The 24,785-nt window shown below is 42.4% G+C and carries 20 protein-coding genes; 14 read left to right on the forward strand and 6 right to left on the reverse strand.

Annotated features, from left to right (window positions below; all coding sequences use genetic code 11):
- Window positions 1-239: 239 nt before the first annotated feature.
- From FQ084_RS04680 to FQ084_RS04705, 6 genes are all read left to right on the forward strand, one after another.
- Complete coding sequence (locus FQ084_RS04680; protein ID WP_149489438.1) at window positions 240-2,084, forward strand: extracellular solute-binding protein; 1,845 nt, start codon at window positions 240-242, stop codon at window positions 2,082-2,084.
- A 106-nt stretch (window positions 2,085-2,190) separates the two neighbouring features.
- Window positions 2,191-2,970 (forward strand): hydroxyacylglutathione hydrolase, encoded by a 780-nt coding sequence (gene gloB, locus FQ084_RS04685; protein ID WP_149489439.1) that lies wholly within the window; start codon window positions 2,191-2,193, stop codon window positions 2,968-2,970.
- A 172-nt stretch (window positions 2,971-3,142) separates the two neighbouring features.
- Window positions 3,143-4,213 carry a microcin C ABC transporter permease YejB gene (gene yejB / locus FQ084_RS04690; protein WP_149489440.1) on the forward strand — a complete coding sequence of 357 codons (1,071 nt, stop codon included), beginning with the start codon at window positions 3,143-3,145 and terminating at the stop codon, window positions 4,211-4,213.
- Between the two features lie 23 nt (window positions 4,214-4,236).
- Window positions 4,237-5,295 carry an ABC transporter permease gene (locus FQ084_RS04695; protein ID WP_188032902.1) on the forward strand — a complete coding sequence of 353 codons (1,059 nt, stop codon included), beginning with the start codon at window positions 4,237-4,239 and terminating at the stop codon, window positions 5,293-5,295.
- Between the two features lie 7 nt (window positions 5,296-5,302).
- On the forward strand, window positions 5,303-6,964 hold the full coding sequence (locus FQ084_RS04700) for an ABC transporter ATP-binding protein (RefSeq protein ID WP_223144857.1): 1,662 nt from the start codon (window positions 5,303-5,305) through the stop codon (window positions 6,962-6,964).
- A gap of 189 nt (window positions 6,965-7,153) precedes the next feature.
- Window positions 7,154-8,464 (forward strand): iron-containing alcohol dehydrogenase, encoded by a 1,311-nt coding sequence (locus FQ084_RS04705; RefSeq protein ID WP_149489443.1) that lies wholly within the window; start codon window positions 7,154-7,156, stop codon window positions 8,462-8,464.
- Window positions 8,465-8,624: 160 nt separating this feature from the next.
- On the opposite strand, the gene folE is transcribed toward FQ084_RS04705, so the two are convergent.
- Complete coding sequence (gene folE, locus FQ084_RS04710) at window positions 8,625-9,221, reverse strand: GTP cyclohydrolase I FolE (protein ID WP_188032887.1); 597 nt, start codon at window positions 9,219-9,221, stop codon at window positions 8,625-8,627.
- A gap of 361 nt (window positions 9,222-9,582) precedes the next feature.
- Between folE and FQ084_RS04715 the strand changes: the two genes are divergently transcribed.
- Window positions 9,583-10,389 (forward strand): enoyl-ACP reductase, encoded by an 807-nt coding sequence (locus FQ084_RS04715; protein ID WP_068405263.1) that lies wholly within the window; start codon window positions 9,583-9,585, stop codon window positions 10,387-10,389.
- A gap of 120 nt (window positions 10,390-10,509) precedes the next feature.
- Window positions 10,510-11,208 carry a YoaK family protein gene (locus FQ084_RS04720; protein WP_149489445.1) on the forward strand — a complete coding sequence of 233 codons (699 nt, stop codon included), beginning with the start codon at window positions 10,510-10,512 and terminating at the stop codon, window positions 11,206-11,208.
- 36 nt (window positions 11,209-11,244) lie between these two features.
- Here FQ084_RS04720 and FQ084_RS13225 read toward each other — a convergent pair whose 3' ends face one another.
- Window positions 11,245-11,406 (reverse strand): hypothetical protein, encoded by a 162-nt coding sequence (locus FQ084_RS13225; protein WP_188032888.1) that lies wholly within the window; start codon window positions 11,404-11,406, stop codon window positions 11,245-11,247.
- A 555-nt stretch (window positions 11,407-11,961) separates the two neighbouring features.
- On the opposite strand from FQ084_RS13225, the gene FQ084_RS04725 reads away from it, so the two are divergent.
- From FQ084_RS04725 to hrpA, 4 genes are all read left to right on the forward strand, one after another.
- Window positions 11,962-13,386, forward strand: a complete 1,425-nt coding sequence (locus FQ084_RS04725; RefSeq protein WP_149489446.1) for an SLC13 family permease — start codon at window positions 11,962-11,964, stop codon at window positions 13,384-13,386.
- A gap of 264 nt (window positions 13,387-13,650) precedes the next feature.
- Complete coding sequence (locus tag FQ084_RS04730; protein ID WP_149489447.1) at window positions 13,651-14,241, forward strand: DUF1543 domain-containing protein; 591 nt, start codon at window positions 13,651-13,653, stop codon at window positions 14,239-14,241.
- A gap of 1 nt (window position 14,242) precedes the next feature.
- Window positions 14,243-14,560, forward strand: coding sequence for a hypothetical protein (locus FQ084_RS04735; protein WP_149489448.1), 318 nt, complete (start codon window positions 14,243-14,245; stop codon window positions 14,558-14,560).
- Window positions 14,561-14,778: 218 nt separating this feature from the next.
- Window positions 14,779-19,110, forward strand: coding sequence for an ATP-dependent RNA helicase HrpA (gene hrpA / locus FQ084_RS04740; RefSeq protein WP_262880654.1), 4,332 nt, complete (start codon window positions 14,779-14,781; stop codon window positions 19,108-19,110).
- A gap of 196 nt (window positions 19,111-19,306) precedes the next feature.
- Here the strand turns inward: hrpA and FQ084_RS04745 are convergent, their stop codons facing one another.
- The gene (locus FQ084_RS04745; protein WP_149489449.1) at window positions 19,307-20,719 is read right to left on the reverse strand and encodes an aspartate ammonia-lyase; all 1,413 of its coding nucleotides are present in this window, start codon (window positions 20,717-20,719) and stop codon (window positions 19,307-19,309) included.
- 387 nt (window positions 20,720-21,106) lie between these two features.
- Window positions 21,107-21,442, reverse strand: coding sequence for a hypothetical protein (locus tag FQ084_RS04750; RefSeq protein ID WP_149489450.1), 336 nt, complete (start codon window positions 21,440-21,442; stop codon window positions 21,107-21,109).
- 206 nt (window positions 21,443-21,648) lie between these two features.
- On the opposite strand from FQ084_RS04750, the gene FQ084_RS04755 reads away from it, so the two are divergent.
- Window positions 21,649-22,266, forward strand: coding sequence for a class I SAM-dependent methyltransferase (locus FQ084_RS04755; RefSeq protein ID WP_149489451.1), 618 nt, complete (start codon window positions 21,649-21,651; stop codon window positions 22,264-22,266).
- 192 nt (window positions 22,267-22,458) lie between these two features.
- Here FQ084_RS04755 and FQ084_RS04765 read toward each other — a convergent pair whose 3' ends face one another.
- Window positions 22,459-23,349: an AraC family transcriptional regulator gene (locus FQ084_RS04765; RefSeq protein ID WP_149489452.1), complete on the reverse strand. Its 891-nt coding sequence runs from the start codon at window positions 23,347-23,349 to the stop codon at window positions 22,459-22,461.
- 184 nt (window positions 23,350-23,533) lie between these two features.
- Between FQ084_RS04765 and FQ084_RS04770 the strand changes: the two genes are divergently transcribed.
- On the forward strand, window positions 23,534-23,947 hold the full coding sequence (locus tag FQ084_RS04770; protein ID WP_149489453.1) for an organic hydroperoxide resistance protein: 414 nt from the start codon (window positions 23,534-23,536) through the stop codon (window positions 23,945-23,947).
- A gap of 294 nt (window positions 23,948-24,241) precedes the next feature.
- Here the strand turns inward: FQ084_RS04770 and FQ084_RS04775 are convergent, their stop codons facing one another.
- Window positions 24,242-24,613 carry an MliC family protein gene (locus FQ084_RS04775; protein WP_149489454.1) on the reverse strand — a complete coding sequence of 124 codons (372 nt, stop codon included), beginning with the start codon at window positions 24,611-24,613 and terminating at the stop codon, window positions 24,242-24,244.
- Window positions 24,614-24,785 lie beyond the last annotated feature (172 nt).

The following is a 24,785-nucleotide window of genomic DNA, read 5'->3' on the forward strand; positions in this document are numbered from 1 at the left end:
AGTGTTAGCGTTCTTTTAGGGCCAAGGTTTGGTTATACCATATACTTAACACCGCAAACCATTAGGTTAAAAAATCTAAGTTTGTTATGATAAAGTTTTGCAGCGCTTATGATACGTCGTGTTTTTGCTACGCTGTTATTTAATAAGTTCTCCTTTAAGCTACCATTCGCTTTCAGTTCATTAGGTAAATTCTTCATCTATTTATTTGGTCTAGCAGAGGGGTTTGTTATAACTTTATTATGATAAAAAATACCATGCTAAAAGCCGTCTTGTTAGTGGCAACATTAGGGGCAATGGCGAGCTGGATATCAGTTAGTATCGCCGCGCCAATCACCACTACCGCGCTTGGTCATAATAGTACCACTGAGTATATTGACGCGCCCTTTATGCCCTACGCCAATCCAAATGCCCCCAAAGGTGGTACGCTATCACTGGATGCACGTGGTACCTTTAATGCTGCTAATAAATGGATGACCACGGGTGTGGCGATGATAGGTACTGATTATCTGTATGATACCTTGATGACTGGCTCATTAAATGAAGCTTTTACCATGTACCCGCAGCTGGCAAGTAAGGTCACTTATGACCCTGATGACACCAGTTGGATTATCTATCATATCAATCCTGCTGCTCGATTTTGGGATGGTACACCGGTGACCAGTAATGATGTCAAAGCCACTTATGACGCAATATTGAATAAAGGGCCGATGTATATTCGCAGCTATTTGGGTGATATTAAAGACATTCAAGTTCTTGATAAACAACAAGTAAAATTCATTTTTAACTCTGATGACAATAAAGAGATTTTATTAACGGTTGGGCAGTTTCCTATTTTTGCTAAGACCTCTATCGATAAGGATTTTGAGAAAATAACGTTGACACCGCTGATGGGGAGTGGTCCTTATAAACTTGGGCGCATTGATGCAGGTCGCGCGGTCAGCTATGTTCGCGATCCCAATTATTGGGGTCGTGATTTGATGGTCAATCGTGGGCGTTATAATTTTGATATGATTAAGTTTGTCTATTATCAAAGTGATGAGATTGCTTTTGAGGGCTTTAAATCGGGTCAATATCGCTTCCGCCCTGAGAATAAAGCCGCTAATTGGGCAACTGGTTACAATTTCCCCGCCGTCAAAGCAGGTCTTATCACGAAAGAAACCATAAGCAGTGAAAACCCAGTACCGATGCAAGGTTTGGTGATGAATATGCGTCGGCCACTTTTTCAAGATATTCGCGTCCGTCAAGCGTTAAGCAAGGCTTATGACTTTGAGTGGATGAATAAGACCTTGTTTTATGGGCAGTATGAGCGCTTACAAAGCTTTTTCCATGGCTCGGAGCTTGCTGCCACTGGAACGCCATCAGCTGCAGAGATGCAGGTGCTGAGTCCATTATTATCTAAGCTTGAACCGATACAGCGTCAAGTTGTATTGAGTGAATGGCAATTGCCAACCAGTGACGGTAGCGGCTTTAATCGTAACGAGTTATTAAAAGCGCGGCAGTTGTTACTAGATGCTGGCTTTTATTATGAGGATATGAAGTTATATCAGCCTAATGGCAAGCTGGCTCAGATTGAGATTTTGATGACAGGCGAGACCATGGGTCGAGTGCTGTTGCCTTATATCCGCAATTTAAAGCGTCTAGGATTTGATGCGACGTTACGTCAAGTCGATGGTCCACAATATTACGAACGTATGCGCCGTTTTGACTATGATATGGTGGTCGATGTATTTGCCCAAAGCCTATCGCCTGGTGCTGAGCAAGCCGCGTTTTGGGGCAGTGCCGCCGCTGATGAAGCGGGCAATGCTAATACCATCGGTATTAAAAATGCAGTGATAGATGAGGTCACAACCGCGCTTGCGAATGCTGAGAGTCGTGAAGAGATTGTTTTATATACGAAGGTGCTTGATCGACTGCTACGTGCAGGGCATTATTTAGTACCTTTATACGGCAAATCTGCGACCAACGTTGCCTACTGGAATCAGTATCGTCATACGGCAAAACTGCCCACCAACGCTGTCGGTATCGACTATTGGTGGACAGATAAAGAAGCGGAAGCCCGTGTTAATCGATATTTGAAACAATAATTTAAAATAATAACTGAAATGACGCTGAATCTTAAAGTTTTATTTGATTTTAAAACGTTTAATCAAAGACATGAGTAATACAGACAATCACTGGTAAGGACTTAATATGAGTATTCGTATTCACCCGATTAAAGCATTTAATGACAATTATATCTGGACATTAATTAACGAAAATAATAAGCAGGCGATTGTCATTGATCCGGGTCAAGCCGAGCCAGTCATTGCCTATTTAGAGGAAAATGAGCTGGATCTGACGTCTATTTGGACCACTCATCATCACCATGATCATATCGGTGGCGTCGCTGAGCTGCAAGAGTCTTATCCAATGACACATCTGGTCGCTCATGCTGAACACAACGTCGATGAAGACCAGACCATAAAAGACGGCAGTACGGTAAGTGCGTGGGGCTGCGCCGCGCAAGTATGGGATGTGTCCGGTCATACTGCCAGTCATGTGGCTTATATCCTAGAGATTGACGGGCGTAAGCATTGCTTTTGCGGTGACACCTTATTTAGTGCTGGTTGCGGACGTGTGTTTACTGGGACGATTGAGCAATTACATGACAGCTTTAAGCGTTTGAATGGATTGCCAACCGATACCTTGCTATACCCTGCGCACGAATATACCGCTAGTAATCTGCGCTTTGGCTTATCTATTGAGCCTGCTAATGAAGCGATGCAGCAAGCTTTGACACAAGCAGAAGAAAAAAACGCCGAGGGTATCCCGACGTTACCCGTTACTTTAGAACATGAGCGCGCGATAAATGTGTTTTTACGCACGCAAGAGCCGAGTGTGATAGCAGGGGTGAAATCTAAAATAAATATTGAGGATGAAAAGTCTTTGACTATATTTGCTGCGCTACGTGAGCTTAAAAATAACTTCTAAAACAAATAAATATGAGCTGCTCATTTTATCTGTTGTCATACCACTGTCAAAAATAAGCGTAGCAAGAAAAACGAGTGCAAGTACGATATTTCGTAGGCTAAGCGAGTTTGATTCTGCTAACCGTATTATTTGGGATTGGTATCATATTTCTTTATTTTAGGAAGCCGCTATTATGGGTCGTTATATCTTAAAAAGGTTGCTACTGATATTACCGACGCTATTTTTGATATTGCTGGCAAACTTTGTTATCGTCCAAGCAGCACCTGGTGGTCCTGTTGAGCAGCAGCTGGCACTTATTGAGCAAAGTGCAAAAGACAATGCGCTCGGTAGCAATATCGGTGCTGGCAGTGCAGGCAGTCATAACAGTACTTACCAAGGTACGCGCGGTCTATCAGAAGAGATGGTGGCGGCAATCAATGCTCAATATGGCTTTGATAAATCAGCACCTGAGCGCTTTTGGCTGATGCTAAAGAACTATGCCAAACTGGATTTTGGTGAGTCGTTTTTTAAAGGACAAGCGGTAACTGAATTGATTATTGAGAAGCTCCCAGTATCAATCTCGCTTGGACTTTGGAGTACGCTGCTGATTTATATGATAGCGATTCCACTCGGGGTCTATAAAGCTATGCATCATGGCTCGGGGATTGATAAAGTCACAGCCATGCTACTGGCTATCGGCCATGCAATCCCAGTATTTGTGTTTGCCGTTATATTACTGGTGTTTTTTGCAGGTGGCAGCTACTGGAATATCTTTCCATTGCAAGGGTTGACCTCTGAGAATTTTGATCAATTAAGCGCACTTGGTAAAGTGAAAGATTATTTTTGGCATTTGGCGTTGCCGCTGTTGGCAAGTACGGTTGGTGGTTTCGCTGGCTTGACGTATCTGACCAAGTTTAGCTTTTTAGAAGAGCTCGGCAAGCAATATGTGCTGACCGCTCGTGCCAAAGGCTTGGGTGAGCGGCAAGTGCTATATGGACATGTGTTTCGTAATGCCATGCTGATTATTATCGCGGGTATTCCGGCGGCTATCGTTGGGATCTTCTTTGCTGGAAACTTTCTCATTGAGATTATTTTTAAACTTGATGGTTTGGGATTGTTAGGTTTCGAGGCCATTCAGCAGCGTGATTATCCCGTGATATTTGGTACGCTGTTTATTTTTACCTTGGTGGGACTGTTATTACAATTAATCAGTGATTTGAGTTATCACTTAATTGATCCTCGTATCGACTTTGAGGGGCGCTAATGTCAAGTCATCCATTACCTTCAATGCCCTTAAACAAATCTGCTATTTCTATAGAAAAAAAACGTCGCCTCAATCCTGTCTGGCAGGCGCGACTTAATCGCTTTCGTCAAAATCGTCTTGGCGTCATATCGCTAATTGTTTTTGCGCTGATATTTGTTATTTGTATGGCAGCCAATGTGATTGCCAATGACAAGCCACTGCTGGTGCAATATCAAGGTGATTATTACTTTCCAGTATTAAAGGCATATCCCGAAACGACTTTTGGTGGTGTGTTTGAGACCGAAACCAATTATAAAGACCCTGCGGTGCAAATGTTGATTAATGCTCAGGGGTATTACCTGATGCCGCTTATTCCCTTTGCAGATCAGACGCCAAACGTTGAGCTGGGTATTCCATATCCAGCGGCTCCCAATAGCCAGAATTGGCTTGGTACTGATGATATGGGTCGTGATGTGTTGGCTCGGATACTATATGGCATGCGAGTGTCATTGTTATTTGGTCTGGCATTGACGCTAGCGGGTGCATTGATTGGCGTTATCGTTGGTGCGATACAAGGGTATTACGGTGGTTGGGTGGATTTAGCAGGGCAGCGCTTCATGGAAGTATGGGGCGGTATGCCGCAGCTATTTATGATTATTATTTTAGTGAGCTTATTTAGTCCTAGTATCTTTATGCTATTTGCGATGATGCTGTTATTCGGTTGGATGGGCTTAGTCGGTTTGGTACGTGCAGAGTTTTTGCGCGCGCGTAACTTTGATTATGTGCGTGCCGCCCGTAATCTTGGGGTTTCGGACCGCCAAATTATGCTAAGGCATATCTTGCCCAATGCGTTAGCGTCGAGCTTGTCGCAGCTGCCGTTTATTTTAACCGCCAATATTATTGCTTTAACAGCGTTAGATTTCTTGGGTTATGGGCTGCCACCTGGTTCACCATCGCTGGGCGAGCTGATGGTACAAGGGAAAAATAACCTTGATGCGCCATGGCTTGCATTATCTGGCTTCTTTAGCTTAACCTTTATTTTGTCATTGCTCATCTTCGTTGGCGAAGCGCTGCGTGATGCCTTTGATCCGAGGCGCTCTTAATATGACTATGATTCATAGGCAAAATAACAACTTGAACACAAATCATAGTAATACAGAACACAAGCTAATGCTGCAAGTGGATGAGCTCAGCATCTTTACCGATGCAGGCATTACTTTAGTCGATAAGCTGTCTTATGAGCTAAAACAAGGTCAAACCTTGGCTGTCGTTGGTGAGTCGGGTTCTGGTAAGTCAATTGCTAGTTTGGCATTGTTAGGTTTATTGCCCGATAATTTGATTATTAGTGGTGAGGTGCAGCTAGCAGGGTCAGCAGGTATGACTGCCTTACCGATAGCCAATGATAAGGGACGTAATACAGCGCTACGTTCTATTCGTGGACAGCGCATTGGTATGATATTTCAAGAGCCAATGACGGCGTTAAATCCGCTACATACGGTCGCCAAACAAATCGCGGAATCCTTGCGTCTCATTGGCGTATCCAAAAAACAATGGCATACGCAAACTATTCAGCTATTAAATGACGTTAATATCACTGATGTCGCTGATAAGCTAAATCGCTATCCGCATGAGCTGTCAGGCGGTCAACGTCAACGGGTGATGATTGCCATGGCGTTAGCGCAGCAGCCCGATATTTTAATCGCTGATGAACCGACTACCGCACTTGATGTAACCCTACAACATGAAATTCTCACCCTGTTAGATAATCTCAAGCGTCAGCATAATATGGCGATGATATTGATTAGCCATGACCTCAATCTGGTCAGGCGCTACAGCGATGAAGTGATCGTCATGCACCAAGGACGGACGATTGAGCAAGGGCAAACCGCAGCGGTGTTTAGTCAGCCTAAAGCAGAATATACTCGCGCGCTTATCAAACAAGACTTTGGTCAAGCGCTAAGTTTATTTGATGATGAAAGTCAGCAATCAACCGTATTGGAAGTAAACAACCTACAAGTACAGTTCCCGATTGAAAAAAGTCTATTTGGCCGTACCAGACGTTGGTTTGATGCGGTAAAAGATTTAAAAATGACGCTGCAAAAAGGCCAAGCACTTGGCATCATTGGTGAGTCAGGCTCTGGCAAAACCACAATAGCGCTTGCCTTAAGCCAGTTACTTAGCAATCAAGCACGTGTCAGTGGCCAGATAATGGTCAATGAACAAGATATTTCAGCATTGTCTAAAAAAGAGCTACGTATCTTTCGCTCACAGATTCAGATGGTGTTCCAAGATCCTTTTGCCAGTATTAATCCTCGTATGACCGTGATGCAAATCGTTGAAGAGGGGTTGTTAGTAAAAGGCGTTGATAAAGCGGTACGTCAGCAGGCAGTGATGGATAGTCTCGCTACCGTGCATCTGCCAGCTGAGTTTGCGCAGCGTTATCCGCATGAGCTATCAGGTGGTCAGCGTCAACGCGTGGCTCTTGCGCGCGCACTCATTATGCAGCCAAGTCTCTTGATATTGGACGAGCCAACGTCTGCGCTTGATAGTACCACGCAGGTAACCGTCGTTAATTTACTACGTGAAATTCAAGAAAAAATGCAGATCAGTTATGTATTTATCAGTCATGACTTAAAAGTAGTGCGCGCCTTATGTCAGCATATTATGGTACTTAAAGATGGCATGTGCGTTGAGTCAGGTCTTACCGAGGAAGTGTTTAATAATCCGCAGCATCCGTATGCGCAGCAGTTATTGCAGGCGAGTATGATTTAGCTTAGGTAGATAGAATGAAACAATCAGAACATAGCAGTTCATACTAATCATGACATGCTAAGAATGGCAATGGTACAATAACTTTTAAACAGATGTTTACATTGCCCTAATTTTCACTTGAACAACATTTTTATTAACTGAACTAATCGTCATTATTGTTGCTAGTATCATTAAAAAGGATTTTTGCCCATGAAAAAACAAACTACTATTTCTAAATTAGTAAACAGCAGTGGTTTACAACATACTGGTTATTTGGCGGTTGCCAAAACTCGTGCCAAAGTGCTAAAAGCTTTCTCCTATGTTGTACCTATCAGAAGACCAATGCTATTCGTCGGCGAGACCTCTTGTGAGGATCTGTGCGACATGCTCATCAATGAAGGCAATACCAACGTATTTATTGTCACTGACGCGGTACTAAATAAGCTTGGTATCCCTGCTAAAGTCACCGACTATCTAGATAGCAAAAAAATCAGCTATAAAGTCTATGATGGTATTACGCCAGACCCTACTTTTAAAGTCGTCGAAGAAGGTCTACGCAAGTCTATCGACGCTAAGTGCGATTCGATTATTGCCATCGGTGGTGGCTCAGTCATTGATGCGGCTAAGATGATTGCCATGTCACAAGGCAATAACTGTAAACCAAAACAGCTTATCGGTATTCTTAAAGCCAGAAAGCCTTCGGTTCCGCTCTATTGTATTCCTACAACGGCTGGTACGGGCTCAGAGGCAACCCTTGGTGCGGTCGTATCAGACGACAAAACTCATCAAAAAGCCCTGTCTATTGATCCAAGAATGGTCCCATTAGCAGCGGCTATTGATCCGGTTATCATGAAAGGCATGCCAGCACATATTACAGCGGATACTGGTATTGATGTTTTAACACATGCTTTAGAAGCATGGATGAGCGCCAATGCTAGCGTCGAGACGGATTACTATGCGGCTTCTGCAGTTAAGTCTGTGATGCAAAACTTACCAGTGGTTTATAAAGATGGTGGCAACCTTAAAGCCAGAGAAGAGATGGGTATAGCCGCTCATTACGGCGGTATCGCTTTTAATAAAGCGGGTCTTGGTTATGTTCATGCCATCGCTCACCAGTTAGGGGCGTATTATAGTATTCCTCATGGTCGCGCTAATGCCATCGTGCTGCCTTATGTGCTTGACGTCAATCGTGAAGCGAGCAAAAAAAGACTGGCGGAGCTGGCTAGAAAAACGGGTATGGTAAAAGCCGGTCAAGCTGGCAAGAGTGATGCTGAGATTGCAGATCAGCTAATCGCGCAAGTACGCGAACTGATTGCCACCTTAAATATCGATCCAACGGTTAAAGACATGCAAAGCAGTGATTTTGATAACATTGCTAAAGCAGCCGCAAAAGAAGTCAGTGATACTTATGCGGTACCGACTTATTTGTCAGCGTCTGAAATCAAGGCTATTTTAACGAAGATTCAGCAAGCCAGTGATGAGCATGTATCTCGTGACTCTAAGAGTGATAAAGTCACTTAATAAATCTAGTTAATAACCTCTAAAAATAAAAAGAGCATATTACTGATAAGGTAATGTGCTCTTTTTTTTGCTTTTTACTAAGTTTAACAGTTGCTTAGACCAAAAAAAGGATACCTTAGTATCCTTTTTTATTTCTCTAATTTTTTGTCGTAATCGGTATTTAAAATGCAGGTTTACGCTTCGGCACCGCATCTAAGAACTCATTACGCGCTTGATTGTCATGTACGTATTCGCCTAGCATCGCTGTACTGCGCGTGGTTGAATGCTGTTTATTGACACCGCGCATCATCATGCACATGTGCGCTGCATCCATGACCACTGCCACACCGCGGCAACCCGTTACATCCATAATCGTTTGCGCCACTTGTTCACTCAAATTCTCTTGAATTTGCAAGCGACGGGCAAACATATCGACGATACGGGCGAATTTTGACAACCCTAATACGTGACCATTCGGCAAATAGCCGATGTGCGCGACGCCATGAAACGGTAACATATGATGCTCACACAATGAATAAAATTCAATGTTTTGCACCAAGACCAATTCGCGATTGGTCGATGGAAATACGGCACCATTAACGACTTCATCCAAGCTTTGATGATAACCCTTAGTCAAATGCGCAAATGCTTTTGCTGCACGTATCGGGGTATCTTGTAAGCCAGGACGCTCTAAGTCTTCGCCAGTTGAGGTGATTAGCTGACGATAAGATTCGACACTTTCTTGATAATCTGATGTTATTGTTGGGGTATTGCTCATAAGTTTGGCAGCCATCCAAAATGTGGGTGTAGCTTAACGCTAAATCCTTGTTTTACAAACAACAGTTGTAAAGGATTTTTATAAAAATTGTGCAAGCTTGGAAGTGTTGAGATTATACTTGAAGTGAGCTCAATTTCATACCGTTAACGAGCATGGGTCTCATCTCTATAAAATAAGGCTGTCTGAAGTATGGTATGTTAAGGACGCAAATAGTTAGCTTAAGGAATTTGATAAGACAGTTATAGTTTACGACTGTATACTTAAATTGATTCGTGTATAATAAAGCAACTTTTATATTTTAATTACTACTTTTCATAAAAAACTGTCTTAACGAATGTTAATCGTTTAACAAGGAAATATTATGCTACTACAAGGACAGCGCTTTGTCGTTACCGGCATCGCCAGCAAACTCTCTATTGCATGGGCAATCGCTGAAGCACTACATCGTGAAGGCGCGTCATTAATTCTCACTTATCCAAATGATAAAATTAAAAAACGTGTCGATATGGCAGCAGAAGCCTTTGAAGCTGATTTGGTACTTGAGTGTGACGTGGCATCGGATGAGTCGATTGCCGCATGCTTTGAGCAAGTTACAGCGCATTGGGGCGATGGTATTGATGGCGTGGTACACGCGATTGGCTTTGCACCGATGGATCAGTTGGATGGTGATTTTGTCAATGCCACGACTCGTGAAGGCAGCCAAATTGCTCATGATATCTCAAGCTACAGCTTTGTGGCATTGGCGAAAGAAGCGCGTGCCTTATTAGCCATGCGTCATGGCTCTATGCTGACCTTGACTTATGAAGGTAGTATTTCAGTATTGCCAAATTACAACGTCATGGGCATGGCAAAGGCCAGTCTTGAAGCCAGCGTTCGCTACCTTGCCACCTCGATGGGCGGTGAAGGCATTCGTGTCAACGCGATTTCGGCAGGGCCTATCCGTACCCTTGCGGCAAGTGGCATCAAGTCATTCCGTAAAATGCTCGATATCAGTGAAAAGATTGCACCATTACAGCGGAATATCACTCAGACCGAAGTCGGTAATGCGGCACTTTTCTTACTATCACCCTGGGCATCTGGTATCACTGGTGAGATTATGTTTGTTGATGCAGGCTTTAATACTGTCGCTATCAGCGAGCAATTAATGATGCTTGATGAGACAAAATAATAGTTGTGGCATTGTTGTCAATGTCAGGTAATAGGGTTTAAGAAGTAAGGAAGACAGCCAATTGGCTGTCTTTTTGGTTATAATAACGGCTTTTTGGCGATAAACCATTAAGCGACGAATATGATAACCAAATTACCAAGATGGATATTGTGGGGTGGCGCCGTGCTGGCATTCAGTGCAGGCTGCGTCAATACGGCAGCGTTAATGGGTTTTACCAATTTATCTGTCTCGCATGTGACAGGTAATGTAAGCTTATTTTCAGCCGCGATTGCCCATTTAGACGGTCGTAGTATCTTATATATTGGTGCGCTACTGTTGTCTTTTTTGGCAGGGGCAGTATTGAGTGGCTTTGTCATTGGTCAAAGGTCATTAAAGCTGGGTCGGCGTTATGGCACAGCGCTTTATATTGAAGCGGCTTTGTTACTGATTAGCTATTGGTTATATCAGCAGCATGATTATTTAGGGCAATTGGCAGCGGCAATGGCGTGCGGTTTACAAAATGCGATGGTCGCCACTTATAGTGGAGCCGTTATTCGAACCACGCATTTGACAGGATTAACCTCAGACATGGGTGCGGCAATCGGCAATTGGCTGGCTGGTCGGCGTATTAGTAAGCCCACACTAGGCTTTCAAGCGATTATTTGGTACTGCTTTTGCGGCGGCAGCGCAGTAGGTGCATTTTTATATGCCAAAGTCGGCTATGGGGCATTATTTGTCCCTATTACCATTGTTTTGAGCGCCGCATTTATTTATAACTATGCTTCAGATCGTCTACCGGAAAAGAGACAGCCACGACGCAAAAAGCACCCATCTGCTTGATGGGCGCTTTTAATATCATTGCATTGCTTAAATAAATTATTTATCGTCTTCTTCGTGCTTCTCATGTTCGTGCAATCCCTGCATCATGTCTAACGCAGAGTCATCGGTACGCTGTTGGTCTTTTTTGGCTAAGCCATCTTGGTTGATGTCTCTTGGTGCCATTTTAGTGGTCGCGTCCGTTTTATTTGGATCTGTCATAAAGTACTCCTGTTTATTTTATTTTTATCAAATTCCAATAAAAAAACGTTATAACTATTTAATAGGTAAATTTTTATTGGTGTTTGTTTTTATATCAGCTCATTTAGTATGGGATAGCGCCATGCGCTTGTACATATACAGTGTACGCTTGTTTAGTGACGATGTGTAACCGCATATCACAAGGACTTTTGCTTGATAAGGTTGGTGGCTTAGATATGGGTGATTTACCTTATATTCGGTTTAACCACGGAATCATGACATCCTGCTACTGAAATGAATCTCGAATTATCTCGATTCAACAGTGCATAATAAGCGAGGACAGTTTATCTCTGCAAAGTATTTTTTAAGGTGAATTCCTTAAGGTGCTTGTTAATTTCAATATGATGATAGTTATCAGAAATTTAATAACGGCTTTGTTAAATTAATTTTTTGTTATATATCTGCTATGATGACGGCGTCTTTTTAGTGGTTACCGATTCATTAATGGTAAATCGCTAAAATACGTCTTTATTTTAGGGTCTTTTTACACTGTCTTTGGGAAAATAAGGACATTTTATGTCAGAGCAAAAATTAGATAGCCATCTTCCTGATGATGGCAATGAGTATTTATTTACCGACACCTTTCCAAAGGGTACCGGTAAAGGATTGATAGTTGTCGCCATTGCGGCGGTTATCAGTATGATTATTTATAATGTGTTGCCGTACGATATGAGTGCCAATAAAGGCCTCGCGATGTTGTTCTTTATCGGCGTATTATGGTTGACGGAAGCGGTGCATGTGACCATTACGGCGATATTGGTCGTCGTTATAGGTGCACTTATTGGCTTGCCCGACTTCGATGCTGCAATCGGCTTACAAAGCTTTGCCAACCCAATCATTTATTTGTTCTTTGGTGGTTTCGCGTTAGCGGCAGCGTTGCACGTACAGCAGTTAGATAGAAAAATTGCGCTCAAGATTCTGTCAATGTCAGGCGGCAATCTTAGAAACGCGGTATTTTTAATATTTGGGGTAACTGCGTTTTTATCGATGTGGATATCGAACACGGCTACTGCAGCGATGATGCTGCCATTAGCACTGGGTATTCTAACGCAGGTTGATCGCGAAAAAGACCGTGGTACCTTTGTATTCGTATTATTAGGTATTGCTTATTCTGCCAGCCTTGGTGGTTTAGGTACGATTGTTGGTTCACCGCCCAATGCTATTGCTGCTAAAGCACTTGATATCGCTTTTGTCGATTGGATGAAGTTTGGTATTCCAATGATGTTAGTGCTGTTGCCATTATTGCTTGGTGCGATGTATTTATTTCTCAAGCCCAATCTTAATCGTCAGGTCACGCTGAACGAAGATGATGAGGCTATTGCATGGAATAAGCCACGTGTGCTGACGATTATTGTCTTTATTGTCACCGCATTGAGCTGGATATTCTCTAAACAAATCGGTACAGCACTGAATGTCGAGGATATTGACTCCATTGTCGCGCTATTAGCGGCATCAGCAGTGGTTAGCTTGGGTTTGGTGTCATGGAAGCAAGTGTCTGACAATACTGACTGGGGCGTACTCATGCTGTTCGGTGGTGGTATTGCACTTTCAACCGTTCTAAAAGTCTCAGGAGCATCTTTGGTTCTTGGTCAAACCGTTGCCAATGGACTATCAGCTGCACCGCTTATCATAGTCGTACTTGCAGTCTCGGCATTTATTATCTTCTTAACAGAGTTTGCCTCTAATACCGCATCTGCGGCCTTGTTAGTGCCTGTCTTTGCTGCTATTGCTGAGCAAATGGGTCTGCCACCTGCAGTACTAGTAATGATTATCGGTATCGGTGCTTCTTGTGCCTTTATGCTCCCTGTTGCGACTCCGCCAAACGCCATTGTCTTTGGTACGGGTCTGATTAAGCAAACAGAGATGATACGTGTGGGTGTCATACTCAATATCATTGCTACCTTTGTCGTCGGGTTGTGGGCATATTTTTTCTTAATGTAGTCTAATCATGCCTGAGCACTAATTTAATCAGTAACTCGTTAGTATTGATAAAACCTGATGTTTAAGTGACTCTTAAACATCAGGTTTTTTTATGCCTTTTTATTTTTAATGCTTGTATACCCAATAAGGTATAACCTAGTTAGTGCCTATTTTTTGCCGCAATAGAGAAGTATTCGAATTATCAGTAATAGTACATTACTTTATCTAAACCAAAACTTGAAAATAATTATTAACTTAATGCATATCTAATAAGGACTTTATAAAATGCTAACACTGTTTATGGTGCAACTCGGTGGTCGCCCTAAAGGTCGTTTGATCGAACAGCACGATATTTTCTTTGGGGTGGGGAATCACGTTAATGAGTTAATTGTCGATATCAACAACCATTGGCCTGAAGTCAAAAATAAATGGCACATTGACTCGTACCGAGCGATTAGTAAAGTTGATAATTATGCGATTAAATTGGTCGAATCAAGTAGCCAAGCAGAGAGTGCCAACGGTTTAAAGCTATTCTTTATCAACTTAGGTGGTTATCAGCGCGGCAGTTTTGAGGAGTTTCATTACAAACTGCTTATTGTTGCTGCTACTCAAGCGGACGCCATTAAGCAAGCAAAGCAGAGCGAGTTTTATAAAGCGTTTACTTATAAAGATAAAGAGTCGCCTTTTAATGCTGCCTCGCATATTGATGATAAGTTTGAAGTAGATATTGATGATATATACAACGTCAATGACCTTATCTCCAATGTTCGGCTGTTAATTGAGCCGATTACTAATGAGAGTCATGAGCTTGTGAATGCTGATGATAAAGAGTACGTTGGTTATCTCAGTATCAAGAATTTAAGGAGCTTAGAATAACATGGCTTTAGATATGTACTATAAAAATGGCATCATTCGCAAAATGCGTTGCCAGATACCTGATGAGCTATTGACCACTCTTTATCAGGTTCACAATAATGCCAATTTTCCACAATTGACATGGCTAATTGATAATCTTTATGAAAATCCGCAGATTCAGCCTGATGTCGCTAAGTCATTAGCTGATGAGTTGGTCACGTTTGAGAGATTAATACTGTCGTTGCACCTGCCTTTTCCTATGGTACCACTTCAAAAGCTACATACCTTCTTTACGGGAGCTGCGACTAGTCGACAGGTCATTTATACCAGTAACGCTTAATTTTACTCTTTAGGTCGTTTTCATTAGTTTTAGGGCGTGTTTGATGGTTTAACCATGGGCATAAAAAAACTATTACATTATGGATGCCATCAAAGCTAGGGCTCTCAAAACTGATAAAAGATTTCAATGTGTCAACCAAGCACTATAACCATCTTGAATCATGCCCAAATTACCCCCATAATCTAACCACTTCCAAATAATAAATAGCCTAAGCAAATATGCCCAATACTTCTAAGAATGCCGCAGAAACTCCTACTGAAAATATAACCAAACAATTAAGCTCCAATGCCCTTAGCTGCAATGACATCAGCTCTAATAGATCAAGTAAAGCTGCCAACCCAAATAATGATGACTCAAATATCACGGCAAACAGTGATAACGCATCTTCGCACGCTAAGGTTGTCGCTGATTTACCAGTTTTAGCTAAAGATAGCTATTTCCTTAGCCGCTTAGAGCGTGAGCTGGCGCGTGCCGCTGTGGCTAACAGTAAGAGAGATAAGAAAGTTTCTGATAGTAAAGCAGAGGATGAGCTCGCTAAAAAACGTGCGCAGTATGACAAGATAAAAACCCGCTCACAGCAAGCGGTGCAGGCACGTATGGATAGTATCCCAGACAAACTGGCAGAAAAACTAAATCTTGATTTGCCCGTGAGTCAACGTGCTGATGATTTAATCCAAGGTATTATTGACAACCAAGTGATTATCGTCGCAGGTGAGACGGGCTCTGGTAAAACCACCCAATTACCGAAATTAGCAATGCTGGCAGGTCGCGGTATTACAGGACAAATAGGGCATACACAGCCAAGACGACTAGCAGCACGCAGTGTGGCAAACCGTATCGCTGAAGAATTGGGTGAGCAACTCGGTAATACCGTCAGTTTCAAGATTCGTTTTAATGAACAAGGCACCGCGCAATCGGTCGTGAAGCTCATGACTGATGGTATCTTGCTTGCTGAATTGGGGCATGATCGTTTTTTAAGTAAATACGACACCATTATTATTGATGAAGCTCATGAGCGTAGCTTAAATATTGACTTTATTATGGGCTATCTAAAAAAACTACTGCCCAAGCGCCCTGATTTAAAAGTCATAATTACCTCTGCAACGCTTGATACCAAGCGTTTTAGCGAATACTTTAGCCGTTATGATAATAAGCTAAAACGCAACGTACCTGCGCCGATTTTTAATGTCGAAGGGCGTAGTTTCCCCGTTGAAGTCCGTTATCGTCCATTAACTGATGAGCCAGTAAACAGCTCGGATGATGATAGCTACGACGATTTTGAAGAGAATCTGCCACGTGCTGTGGTTGCGGCAGTCGAAGAGTGCTTTAGCGATGCACAGAATAAAGGTCATGCTGACCAAGCGGATATTTTAATATTTGCCGCGACCGAAGCAGAGATTCGTGAGACGCAAGAGGTACTTGAGCGTCATGGGCCGAAACACACCGAAGTATTGCCGCTATTTGCACGGCAAACTTACGAAGAGCAGCAGCGTATCTTTCAACCTTCAGGTCGCGGTCGGCGTATTGTTATTGCGACCAACGTTGCCGAAACTGCGCTGACCGTACCTGGTATTCGTTATGTGATTGATTTGGGTTTTGCGCGGATATCACGCTATTCGTATCGCTCGCGCGTACAGCGTTTACCGATTGAAGCTATCTCACAAGCCGCTGCCAATCAGCGTAAAGGGCGTTGTGGTCGTGTCGCACCTGGCGTTTGTATTCGTCTTTATAGCGAGGAGGATTTTACTGGTCGTCCTGAGTTTACCGAACCTGAGATTTTACGTACCAATCTTGCATCCGTTATTTTACAGATGGCCAATCTGCGTTTAGGCAGTGTCGATGACTTTGCCTTTATTGAGCCGCCCGATAGCCGCTTGGTTACTGATGGGCATAAATTGCTTGATGAGTTAGGCGCGATTACCTCTAAAAATGAAGTAACTACCACTAAGCAAACTAACAAGCCCAAAAAAGGTCTTGATCATCTGGTTCTGACACCGACTGGTCAAAAGATGGCACGTATGCCCATTGATCCAAGGCTAGCACGTATGTTGGTTGCTGGTTCTGACTTTGATTGTATCCGTGAAATGCTCATCGTTGTCGCTGCGCTTGCCGTCCAAGATCCACGCGAGCGTCCAGTAAATAAGCGCCAGCAAGCGGATCAAAAGCATGCTGAGTTTCGTCAAGATGACTCTGACTTTTTATTCTATCTGAGCCTGTGGAAAGCGCTGTTCGAAAAAGATGAAGACGGCAACAAGTTGTCTGGTAATCAGCGTAAGAATTTTACCAAGAAAAACTATCTGAGCTTCCCGCGTGTCCGCGAATGGAGCCAAACCCATCGTCAGCTGGTACAAATGGTTACTGAGCTGAAGCTGACCGATGTTAAAGATGTACAAACTACTGATAAAGGTAATGATAAAAATACTTCATTAGAGAATACTACTAGCGACCCTACCGCGATTGAAGATGAAGAACTCAAAGCCGTTAAATATGCCAATTTACATCGCGCGCTATTGACAGGTTTGTTATCTACGATTGCTCATAAAACCGAAAATCGTGGTGAATACTTAGCGGCTCGCCAACAGAAAGCCAAAATCTTTCCCGCGAGTACGGTGTTTAAACAAGTGCCGCCTTGGGTCATGGCCTTTGAAGTGGTGGAAACCTCGCAAGTCTTTATGCGTACCGTTGCTAAGATTGAACCAGAATGGATTATCTCAGCGGCAGGCGACTTATTAAAATATCACTACTTTGAGCCGCATTGGTCGAAAAAGACGGGGCGTGTCAAAGCATACGCACAGATTAGCTTATTTGGTCTGATTATTATTAGTAAACAGCTGACCAACTATGAGCAAGTGAACTTGGCTGAGTCGCGAGAAATCTTCATCCGTGATGGTTTGGTGACCGGCAATTTAGGTCGGCAAGCGCCATTTTTACAGCATAATATGGATAAAATCGCTGATATTGAACGCATCGAAGATAAATTGCGTCGTCGTGATTTATTGGTCGATGAAGAAGCGCTGTATCAGTTTTATGATAAAAAAATTCCCGAGCATATTGCCAGTCGCAAAGCGTTTGAGGATTGGCGTGCCGAAGTGGAAAAAACCGATGCTAAATATTTATTCTTTACCGATGATGATGTTCTTAATAGCCAAGCGCCAACGACAGGCGATTTCCCAGAAGTTTGGAAATTGGGCGATTTAAAATTACCGCTGCGCTATGTCTTTGATCCCTCGAGCGATGATGATGGCGTAACCATTCGCGTACCACTTGTGGCGCTACCGCAGCTTGATGCGATCGAGCTATTGTGGGGTGTACCCGGTTGGCGCTATGAGCTGGTATTGCAATTGCTCAAGTCATTGCCCAAGGATGTTCGCCGTCAAATCGTACCGATTCCCGACACGGCCGATAGCTTGTTTGATGAATTGCAGCCCTCTGGTGGTCAAGGCTTGCTTAAGCAGCTATGCCAAGCATTAAATCGTCGCGGCATTATGTCAGTGACTCCAGAGAATTTTAATCCATCTAGTATTGATCGCTATTTGCAGCCGCAAATCTGTGTGGTCGATGACAAAAACCGCATTATCGAAAAGGGTCGCGACCTGCAAACGCTGCAAATCCGTCATGCTTCTGAAACCAGACAAGCGGTGAATGAGCAGCAGGGAACGCACACCGAATTCCCTGAGCATTTCGCCTTCAGCAAAAACCATCATAGCGCAGGCGTTGTGATGAAGCAGTTTGCTGCCTTGGTTGCTGATGAAGCAGGCGAAGCGGTATCGATTCATCAATATACCGATGTCAATGCAGCGTTGCAGGCGCACCGTATCGGGGTTTTGACCCTGATTAAAGGTAAGCTGGGTGCTAAGAAGAAACAGCTCACCAGTCAAATAGATAAGATATTTAAATTGGCGTTTGCGCCACTCGGGGATATGGAAAAGCTGAAAACCATCGTCATCGATGCGGCATTGGATGCGGCGCTTGAAGAGCATTATGTGTTATTTGATCATAGTACCGATTTACCTGAAAGCGCCGATGATAGTGCTGTAGCTCTTGCTGAAGAATTGCCCTTTACACCAGAAGAGTATGAAAAAACCTTGGAAGTGGTGGCGGGCAACTTCCTATTGACCGGTCAAAGTGTGATAAAAACGCTTAAAAATGTCTATACGCGCTGGCAACGTATTCGCCAAAGTTTATTGATGCTTGATCGAGAGATATTTGGTGAATCTATCGAAGATATTGAAGACCAGTTAGAGGATTTGCAATTGGCTGATTTTGTTTATCGCATGGATTATAGCCATTGGCAGCAGTATCCGCGCTATCTGGAGGCGCTGGAGATTCGTATCGAACGCCTTGAGCATAATATTGAATCAGATCTTGAAGGTGTCTACGCCCTTGATGTACATATGGAGCGGCTGGCAAATCGTGCCAATGATAAAGCCATTAGTGAGTATCGCTGGATGGTTGAGGAATATCGCATTCAGCTTTTCGCGCAACCGATGAAAACCCGTATGGCAGTATCTCCGAAGCGCCTAAGCAAGATGTGGGACAAAGTGAGTTAGGATTAGTGTTTGGAGGTTAGCTAATGCTAATCTCCCGATTTAAAATTCTTGTAAAAGGTTATAGTCATGATATATACAATTTACTTATGTCAGACTTTTTAGAGTTTAACTAAGATGAGACTATAAATACTAATAAGACAAAAAAAGGCTGGATTAGCAATCGCTAACCCAGCCTTTTTATTCAGCTAAAGACAAATTATAGTAAGGCCCTAACTTTTGGATAAACCATATTGGCAGGAGACAAGATGTCATCTAGCGTCTCTTTATCCATCAGTTTTTCTTCTAATACGATGTCATACACACTACCACCAGTCTCTTGCGCTCTTCTTGCGACAAAAGAAGACGCGTCATAACCAAGATGTGGGTTTAGTGCAGTGACCAGTCCGATATTATTGAATACCTCGACGCTACAAGCCTCATTATTCATCATCAGACCATCGATACAGCGCGTGGCAAACATCTCACAGATATTGGCAAGCATGCTCATACCGGTAAACAAGTTAAAGGCAATCACTGGCTCAAAAACGTTTAGCTGTAGCTGACCGTTTTCTGACGCCATAGCGATGGTATGATCGATACCCATCACATGGAAGCAAGCTTGGTTCACCACTTCTGGGATAACAGGGTTTACTTTACCGGGCATAATTGAGCTACCAGGCTGCATTTCAGGCAAGCGATATTGCGCTAAACCGGCACGCGGACCAGAAGACTGCAAACGTAAATCATGGGCAATCTTAGATAAACGGGCAGCAAAAAGACGTAAGTTGCCAGACAGGGCAACATAAGCACTGGTGTCTTGCGTGGCTTCAATCAAGTCTTCGGCGATATAGTAAGGTCTGCCAGTCAACTCGGATAAGCTCTTGGCAACCTCTTCCGAATAGCCAGCTGGGGCATTCAAACCCGTACCAATCGCCGTACCGCCCATATTGATTTCATGAAATAGCGCACGAGTAGATTCGATGCGATCCATCTCTTTTCTGATCATGGTTGCAAAGGCATTAAACTCTTGACCTGCGGTCATAGGTACGGCATCTTGCAAATGGGTACGCCCCATTTTTAATTGATCGGCAAGCTCAATGCTTTTTTTCTTAAGGCTGGTATGTAATATTGCCATCTTATCTAATAAGCGCACGCAGTAATCATCTAAAGCGACATTCATCGCCGTAGGGTAGGCGTCGTTGGTCGATTGTGACAGGTTGACATCGTTATTCGGATGAACATGCTGATAATCGCCTTTCTCATAGCCTAGAATTTCTAGCGCTCGATTGGCAATTACCTCATTGGCATTCATATTGGTTGAAGTACCTGCGCCACCTTGGAACATGTCAACAATAAACTGGTCGTGATATTTATTATCGATTAAGTCATCGCACGCTGCTGCAATAGCATCTTTAACCGTATCATTTAGTACGCCCACTTTATTATTGGCAATAGCCGCCGCCTTTTTAACGGTGGCAAAAGCACGAATAAAGGTAGAAAACTGATTTAAGCGTACACCACTGACGGTGAAGTTTTCAAAAGCACGTAAAGTTTGGATGCCATAGTAAGCATCAGCAGGAACGTCACGATAGCCGAGTAGGTCATGTTCTTGGCGAGTAGCAGTAGTCATTCAATAAAATTCCTTCAATAAAAAGCCCTGATTAAGACGCAGTTAGACCGTCATTTCTTAAAATGACGGCTGTTGCATCACATTGGTAAAGTTGTATTGCTTGCCATGTGCTAATCGGCTTAACCGCTAGTAAGTGTAATAGCATAAGCGATTAGCAAAGATAAGTGCTGATATAAGCACGAGTAAAAATATAGGCAGGTATCTACTGTACTATGTTTGGGTGATTAAAGCGATAAGACGTTACGCACTAGGTGTCTTAAGGTCCTCATAATCTGACTAAAAAGTAATAAAATCATAAAGCTGTAAAATTGTAAATTAAAAAGCAAAGACAATGCGATTCTATCTTTGCTCTAATTATTATTCACATTTTAAGTTTCAGGTTTCGCATTAGGGCTTCGCTCTTATATTTTCTGTAATTACGCCCATGCCATAGAAAAATAATGCGATAAGCGTCAATGCGACGATAAACGGCGTCAATAGCCAAATTACAATATTAATTAGCAAGGACGCTAATAATCCATTAAAGATAATGGTGTGGGGTGCGATCAAATCGCTAACGACATCGACTGCACGTTTAGCAATCGGAAAGAGCAGGGTGCTAATAGCCAAAAAATAGAGATACTTTGCGAAGTCAGGATTGCTTGAGAGGACAATGAAGTAAAAGCCTAAGTAATAGGTAATACCTAGCGCCCAACATTTGAGAGTGTAGCTTAAACGGATCATGTGACTTCCTCCCCAAATATGCTGGTGATTTTACGCGCTATTAAAAGCGCTATAATAAATGCGATATAATGAATATATATTATATGTTATATTATGAATATATGAGTGAAGTCAATGGTTTTCTGCGTTAACCGCATGTTTAATCACTACGCCTATAAATAATTTAAAAATAGCCTAAGCAAAAATAGATAAAGAAGGATTAAAATATGTGGAACGAGCGCTATAACGAAGCAGAGTATGTCTTTGGTACAAAACCTAATGATTTTTTGAGAGATGAGTTTCGGAAGATAACATCAGGTGGCAGGGTTTTATGTTTGGCTGAAGGTGAAGGTAGGAATGCGGTGTTTTTGGCGGAGCAAGGATACCAAGTGACTGCCATGGACTTATCTGATGTGGGTTTAAACAAAGCACTACAGCTAGCTAGAGATAGAGGCGTTGATATCATCACTCAAGTTGCCGATTTAGCCGACTATGAGTTTGGTGAAGCACAGTGGGATGGTATTGTTTCTATCTGGGCGCATTTGCCAAAAGAAGTACGCCAGCGCGTTTATGCACAGATTGCACCGGCACTCAAGCCAAATGGTGTGTTTATCCTTGAAGCTTATACAGAGCAGCAACTGACCATGGAGGCAATCGGTGGTCCACCGGCTACGCAAAAAGAGCGCTTTAGTTCGTTAGCAATCTTGCGTAGCGAGTTGGCAGACCTCGAAGAAATAACGGGTATGGAAAAGCAGCGCATAATTTCTGAAGGTAAGCGTCATCAAGGTTTAAGTGCAGTAGTACAGTTTATTGCCAAAAAAACACCCAACCAATTATCCAGTTAACCAATAACCTTTGGCGCTAAATAAATAGAAAAATGCTTTAGATCACATATAACGTCGATACCTGTTGGCTTAGGTCTGTCATGTAAATAATCCTTAAAACGTCGTAGTTCCTGCACGATATTTCCTTACAAACATTAATTTAGGCACTAATTCATAAACGTGCTTGTCAGTTTTGATAATACAGCTATATGTTTATGGACATAAATAGTGAGCTGGCGATTCACTTGAAGTATTTAATTCAGCACTCGGACTGACGCCAAATAACCGTTTATATTCTCGGCTAAACTGACTTGGGCTTTCATAACCGACTTGCATAGCGATTTGGGCAATTTGAGCGTCGTTTGCTTGAATCAGTCGTCTTGCTTCCATCAAACGTAGACTCTTTTGATATTGTAGCGGGCTTAACTGAGTAATATCTTTAAAGTGCTGGTGGAAGCTCGACACACTCATGCCGCAGCGACTGGCCAATTCTTCTATGACAATTACCTCATTTAAATGCGTCTTTATCCAATCGGTAGCTTGGGTAATACGGTGCGTATGGCTGCCATTGACTACTAGTTGGCGCAATTTATTGCCTTGCTCTGCTATAAGCAGGCGATAGTAAATTTCTTGCTGAATTAATGAAGCAAGAAACTCAATATCGTTTGGATAATCAAGCAAGTGTATAAGGCGCTCAAACGCCGCCATTATAGTACTGTCTAATTGCCACTTTATTCCTAAATGACCTTCAGCGTTAGGTTGTTTAGGCGGTGTTTTTACTAAAACCTCACTAATCAGGGCAAGGTTTAATTTCATAGATAGCACGATGACCGGACGCTCTACCGAAGCATGCTTTATGTGCATGCTTAAAGGAATATTAACTGGGCAAAACATTAGATCGCTCTTATCAAATCTCTGGCAGTCGGCACCCAAATAAATCTCACGCGCACCTTGTAAAACGATGCAGATACTAGGTTCTTGAATATAGCTGACGGCTTTACTGGGTTTATCAGCACAGTAAAAAAACAAACCTGGAATATTAGATTCGATGGTTTTGTTTCTAGGCAATATCGACAGTAGTTGCTCAATGGTTGATTGGTTCATTAGGTTTTCTTATTTTATGCAATTGCTCGATACTATAGATGTTTGTAGGATTGGGCAAGACGTTTGGAGCTATGTTCTAACAGATTGTCTCGCTGACTCTTATACTAGCCTTATTGAGACTAATGCAGCCTCATTACTGATTTAATCAAATTTTTTTTAAATAAAACATCATAAGGACTACATAATGAAAATATTTTATAAAACTCGCGCCACTGCAACGGGCGGTCGTTCTGGTCATACCGGTCTTGACGATGGTTCATTAGGTTTTGATTTGGTTTCTTTTCAAGAGCAAGATAAAGAAGGGGTCAATCCAGAACAGCTTTTTGCCATGGGTTACGCGGCTTGTTTTGATAGCGCTTTAAATATGACGGCGCAGCAAATGAAACTGCCTATCACTGCTTCAAAAACCTCGACCCAAGTTGGTATTGGTATGAAGGCCGATGGCAGCTATAACTTAGATATCGATTTGTACGTTGAGGTGTCTGGTATCGATGAAGCACAAGCGCAAACGCTTATTGAAGCTGCTCATCAAGTCTGCCCGTACTCCAATGCCACTCGCGGTAATGTCGATGCACGTTTGCATGTGACGGTTGTTTAAGCAGAATTGATGCTGACTAAGTATTAACTGATAGCTATTACCGAATAGCAATTATCTAATAACTATAAAAAAATATAAAAATAATAATACTTTCAACTGCTTGGGTATATAAAGTATTCAAGCAGCTTTTTAATGAGTGATGCAATTTTCATAATTAAAATCAAATTATTAAATACAAAAAATGAGTTGCGTACAAAAAAGAGCCAGTAGTTTGACTACTGGCTCTTTTTTTAAATAGATTTAAGTAAAAATACAGATTTTACTTAAGTAACTACCAGTTATTATTTATGGTTATTATAGTTGGCAGTTAACTTGATACTGTTGACCATTATCTGATTTGATTGTCATGATGCCATAATCTGCTTTGGTGTGCCAATCGTAAGTAGTTTTAGGATTAACATCATTGACATAACGAGCGCCAGAACCTGATACCGCTTGCTTCATCATGATTTTGGCATTGTTCAAACCAACTTTAGGCAAGGTAACGTTTAGGTTGGCAGCTTGACCATTTGCAGCATATGTAGCAGTCAATTGCCCATTGTCTTCACAAGTGAATGATTGAACTACTTGTTGAGTATTGGTCGCTGGCGTAGTAGTGGTTGGTGCATTGGTTGCACAAGCAGCTAGTAATACGGCAAAAGGTGCTACGGCTAATAATTTTTTCATAATATCTCTCAATGTTGATCAAAATTGGTGTGAATCTTGTTTGTTACACTAAGCGGTATGATACAACAAAAACTGTAATTTCATGTTGTGGTTCGAGCTTAGGAAAGTAACGCTGGCTATCAGATTAATGACTGAATCGCGCGGCCAGTAAAGCCTGGCTTACTGTATGCCT

The organism is Psychrobacter sp. ANT_WB68 (assembly GCF_008369115.1).
GTDB lineage: Bacteria > Pseudomonadota > Gammaproteobacteria > Pseudomonadales > Moraxellaceae > Psychrobacter.